The organism is Halomonas sp. SIMBA_159, assembly GCF_046536035.1.
GTDB classification, from domain to species: Bacteria; Pseudomonadota; Gammaproteobacteria; order Pseudomonadales; family Halomonadaceae; genus Vreelandella; species Vreelandella venusta_A.
The window spans coordinates 1-241 of the sequence record NZ_JAWJBT010001466.1; the positions used below are offsets into that span (position 1 = coordinate 1).

1 protein-coding gene is annotated in these 241 nt (G+C 52.7%); it reads right to left on the reverse strand.

The window, feature by feature from the left end:
* On the reverse strand, positions 1-135 hold a 135-nt coding region (locus R0J87_RS24105), incomplete at its 3' end, for a LacI family DNA-binding transcriptional regulator (protein ID WP_498889567.1).
* Positions 136-241 lie beyond the last annotated feature (106 nt).

The window sequence follows — 241 nt, forward strand, 5'->3', positions numbered from 1 at the left end:
GTGATTCAGTACCCTGGAGACGGTGCCAATGGATGTACCCGCTGTCCGCGCGACGTCCTTAATCGTTGGTTTACCATGATCTGACATGCCGCACTCCGCTCCCGTAGCGCTTAAAGCAGCAAATAGGGCAGCCATGTCGTCAATGGCTGGATGAAAGCCACGGCACAGATAACTACTAAAATTATTAGGATATAGGGCAGCAGCAGCCCAAACACGCGCGAATACTCCACGCCTCCTATTC